Below are 4263 nucleotides of genomic sequence, written 5' to 3'. Positions count from 1 at the left end.
GCCACCTGCCTGCGGTGCGCCGTGCTGGGAACGTCACGCGACGTAACCATCGCCGCAACGCTTCTGGAGGTACTGACGGCCACAGGCGCTGACGAAGAGTGGAACTGCTCGAAGTCCTGCTCTGATGTGCGGCTCGTCTCGCGGCTGCGCCGCCTGGCTGTCAGCGCACAAGTGCTGGGAGAGCTTTACGGGCCGAACTGGGGCGCAGTGATGCTGACGGCCCTGCGGATCGAGGCCGCGGATTTTCATCTGTTGCACCATCTGGTCCGTGCACACGACCCGGGGCGTGTGCTGATCCATAACGGCCGGCACTCGCTTGCGGCTTATCACTTGGCGACCGTGGTCACCCCGTGGACCGCCACCGGCGGCGGGGCCGTCACCCCGATGCTGCGCGGCGCGGTCGGAATTCGGCTGGCCGTGGCATTGGCGGCCACAGCGGCGGGCGTTGCCCCGGCATGGCTGGACCACCTGCCCGCTCCGGTCCTGTGACCGCGATACCCGCCGAGACGATTCACGCGGGTATCGGTGCGGACACGGTAGTACCCACCCCTGGTGGGTTCGTGCCGACATCGGACTTATCTATCGGTGACGGCGTTTTCGGCTCCGACGGACATCCGACGGTCATCACCGGGATCTCCGACCACGGGATCCGGCCCACTGTCGACGTGTCGTTTGCCGATGGCGCCCGTGCACTCGCCACGACCGAGCAGTTGTGGCTGGCGCTCGACGGAGCAACCGGGAACGAGGGCTACTACCGCAGCTGCGACATCGCCGCGAACCTGGCTCTGCCCGATGGAACCGCGCGCTGGTCGATCCGGCTGACCGAGCCGGTGGCCTTCCTTCCGGTTGGACCCACCGCCGTGGATCCGATGACGTTCGGCGAGGAGCTGCGCAGCGGGCTCGTCGAATCCGAGGCCGAGCTGGTGCCCTACCTGATCAACGGAATCGACGTCCGCCGTGACGTTCTGGCGGGGATGCTCGGCGGCAAAGCCGCTCTGCCCGCCTCAGCTTCGGTACTGGCCACAGCGGCATTCGCGTCGCTGGTGCGCTCGCTGGGCGGGATTCCCGAGTTCGAGCGAGCCGGATTCGGTCACCGGATCGTGCCTCGCCACGGAGGGCGGCGGTACATCACCGCAGTTGCGAGTGCCGGCGAGGTGTCCGAACGTGCTGTCACCGTGGCTGCGGCCGACGGGCAGTTTCTCACTGGCGGGGACTACGTGCTGTGCTGTGGCGGCTGGGGGCGTCCATGACATCGACATTGCTCGTTCCGGCCGGATTTCCGACAACCGCGCCCTCACCGGCAACCCCGCGAGTGCTGCGCGAGTACCAAGTCGAAGCCGCTGACGCGGTTTTAGAGGCTTTCTCGCGCAACGTGATTGGACCTGCCGTCGTACTTCCGACCGGTTCGGGAAAAACCACGGTGATCGCCGAGCTGACCCGCCGCGATGTGGTTGCAGGAGGCCGGGTCCTGCTGGTGGCACACCGCAACGAGTTGATCGAGCAGATGGCCGATGCGGTGGTGGCGGTAAACCCGGGCGGACCGGTACCGGCCAGGATCGGCGGACCGCACCGCGGCGACCCGGGAGCCCAGATCGTCTCCGCCACAGTGCAATCCCTGCAGAGCGAAAAATCGTTGTCCCGACTGGGAGTGCGCGATCTCGTTATCGTCGACGAGGCTCATCATGCGGTGGCAACGACCTACCGCAAGGTTCTCGACCACGTCCATGACCTCGGCGGCCGCCGCGCCGGATTCACCGCCACCATGACCCGCAGCGACCCCGGCAAAGGTGAGCCGCCGCTGCGTACGGTCTGGCAAGAGGTCGTTTTCGAGCGCGACCTCGCATGGGCAATCGAGAACGGGTTCCTGCTGCGCCCCGAGGGCGTGACGGTGGACGTCGGCATCGACTCGTCGATCCTGACCACCGGACGCGGCGGTGAATTCACCGACGAATCGGCCGAAGAGGCGATGATGCGTGACACCACGCTCAACGCGACCGTGGACGCCGTGATGACCAGGACCGGTGGCCGGTCCACCATCGTGTTCGGGGCTTCTCTGGTCCACTGCGAGCAACTGGCCACGCTGCTTGTCGCGCAAGGCATTACCGTCGAAGTCGTCGTAGGATCAACATCCACCCGGACCCGTGATGGCATTTATCGCCGCTTCCGCTCCGGGCAGGCTCAGGTGCTCGTCACCGTCGACGTGCTCACCGAGGGGGCCGACTTCCCCCGCTGCGAGGTCGTGGTGCTGGCCCGCCCGACCAAAAGCCAGACTCGACTGGTCCAGTGTGTGGGCCGGGCACTACGCCCACACACCTTCGACGACGGAACGATCAAAGAGAACGCGCTCGTCATCGATCTGGTCGGCGCCGGGTCACTGGGACTGATCGTCAAGACCCAGCTCGACGCCGAGATCCGCCACCAGCGCGAACAGGGACTCGGCTGCGGTTGCGAACAGCCCTGCGCCGGCGACTGTGCACTGTCGTGCACCGGCGTTGGCTGCGGATGCAACTGTGACTGCGCCGGGCAGGGCGTCGGATCGGATATGAGCGTTCCGGAAACCTCCGCGGTGCCGTGCACCTGCACATGCACTCAGGCGTTCGGCCTGTGCCGCTGCGGGTGCCAGTGCGACACCCATCGTGTTGATCCGCTGACCAGCTTCGACCCGGTCAGTGGGATCACGCGGGAGTTGCCTCAGCGCCGCCACACCGACGCCTCGTGGTCGGTGCGCACCAACACCATCCGCTGGACCTCGCACCCGCGCGGTCTGGTACGGCCGGTGTACCGCGCTGACGGCTCCAAAGGCACACTTTTGCTGGCCGACATGCGCGGGGCTCCCGGGACACGGCCCGGGAACGACTGGGCCTACGGGTTTTTCGACACCACCGTGCACCGCATGTATTGGATCGGCGTGGACGGCCAGTGGTCCGAGCCCGGACCCAGCTGTTACCTGCAGGGGTTCGATTTGGCCACCGCCGACCAGTTGGCTAACGCGATGTTCCCGGGACACCTGCGTGATGCCGCCCGGTCGGACCCGACCGCACCGCAGGTCGCACTGGCCAGCCGCCTCGGAATCCCTGACGCCGGCGAGATGGACCGCCGTGACCTGTCCGACCTGATCGCCCTGGCCCAGGCCGATCGCTGGTTCCCCCATCTGTCCCGCGCAGGACGAGATAACGAACCCGCAGCCTGACCTGCTCAGCCGCATACCGCTGACACATCACCGACGAAAGGCCAAGCCGATGTCACTTACCAGCGAAGTTCGTGACGAATTGAGCCGGGTTCCGTTGACGCAGAGCGGAGCCCGAGCGGCGCAGCTAGCCGCAATCCTGCGACTGGCCGGGGATCTGCGCGTTTGCCGGACGGGTTTGGCCGTCGAAGTGGTCGTGCATAGCAGTTCATTGGCCCGCCACTTGCGCCGTGAGATCGCGACAGCCTACGGCCACAACGCCGTTGTCACCGTGCACAGCGTCACGGGTCTGCGCCGCGATGCGCGCTACCGGGTGCGGGTCGCCGAGGGCGGAGCGGCGCTGGCCCGCCAGGCCGGCATGATCGACCGCCGCGGACGCATGGTTGCCGGGCTTCCCCCAGCCGTCGTTGGTGGGTCCATCGGTGAGGTCTGCGCCGCCTGGCGCGGAGCGATCATGGCCGTGGGAACGCTGCGCGGTCCCGGTCGAAACTCCGGAATATCCCTGGTGTGCCCAGGGCCGGAGGCCGCCTATGCCCTGGCCAGCTGCGCTCGCCGCATCGGGCTGGCGCCGTTGGTGCGTGAATCCCGTGGCAGGTCCAGTGTCGTGCTGCGCGACCCGGCCGATGTTGGGATGCTGCTCACCCGCATCGGGGCCGACGAGACCCGCATCGCGTGGGAACGTCGCTGCAGCCAGCACACCATGTACGCCACCGCTGCGCGGCTGGCAAATCTCGATGAAGCCAACATGCGCCGGTCCGCTCATGCCGCCGCAGCAACCTGCGAGCGCGTCGAGCAGGTTCTCGAAATCCTCGGCGACACCGCCCCCGAGCACCTGGCCTACACCGGCCGGCTGCGCATACAGCACCGCAGTGCCTCACTGGAAGAGCTGGGCCAGCTCGCCGATCCCCCGATGACCAAAGACGCTGTGGCAGGACGCTTACGCCGCCTGCTAACGCTCGGTGAGGGTCAGAGAAAGACCGCGCACCTGGTCGCCAGCTCCACCACCACGCTCACCGGGGCCGCCGTCTGATGGACCACGAAACCCGTGTCACGGTGCTCGAGCTCGCCACCGTGCC

At 67.3% G+C, this 4263-nt stretch carries 3 protein-coding genes and 1 pseudogene; all 4 read left to right on the top strand.

What is annotated here, in order from left to right; translation table 11 throughout:
* Positions 1-489: pseudogene (locus AC2VOU_RS04205) on the top strand (hypothetical protein); the annotation flags it as partial.
* Positions 490-560: 71 nt separating this feature from the next.
* Positions 561-1250: a hypothetical protein gene (locus AC2VOU_RS04200; protein WP_486956218.1), complete on the top strand. Its 690-nt coding sequence runs from the start codon at positions 561-563 to the stop codon at positions 1248-1250.
* Entirely contained in the window at positions 1247-3190 is a 1944-nt protein-coding gene (locus AC2VOU_RS04195; protein ID WP_486956217.1) for a DEAD/DEAH box helicase, read from the top strand. The genes AC2VOU_RS04200 and AC2VOU_RS04195 overlap by 4 nt, the downstream gene beginning before the upstream one ends.
* Before the next feature lie 49 nt (positions 3191-3239).
* On the top strand, positions 3240-4217 hold the full coding sequence (whiA, locus tag AC2VOU_RS04190) for a DNA-binding protein WhiA (RefSeq protein ID WP_486956216.1): 978 nt from the start codon (positions 3240-3242) through the stop codon (positions 4215-4217).
* The last annotated feature ends 46 nt before the right edge of the window (positions 4218-4263 follow it).

This window comes from Mycobacterium sp. TH-M25 (assembly GCF_057473665.1).
This window is presented reverse-complemented; position numbering and strand designations above follow the sequence as displayed.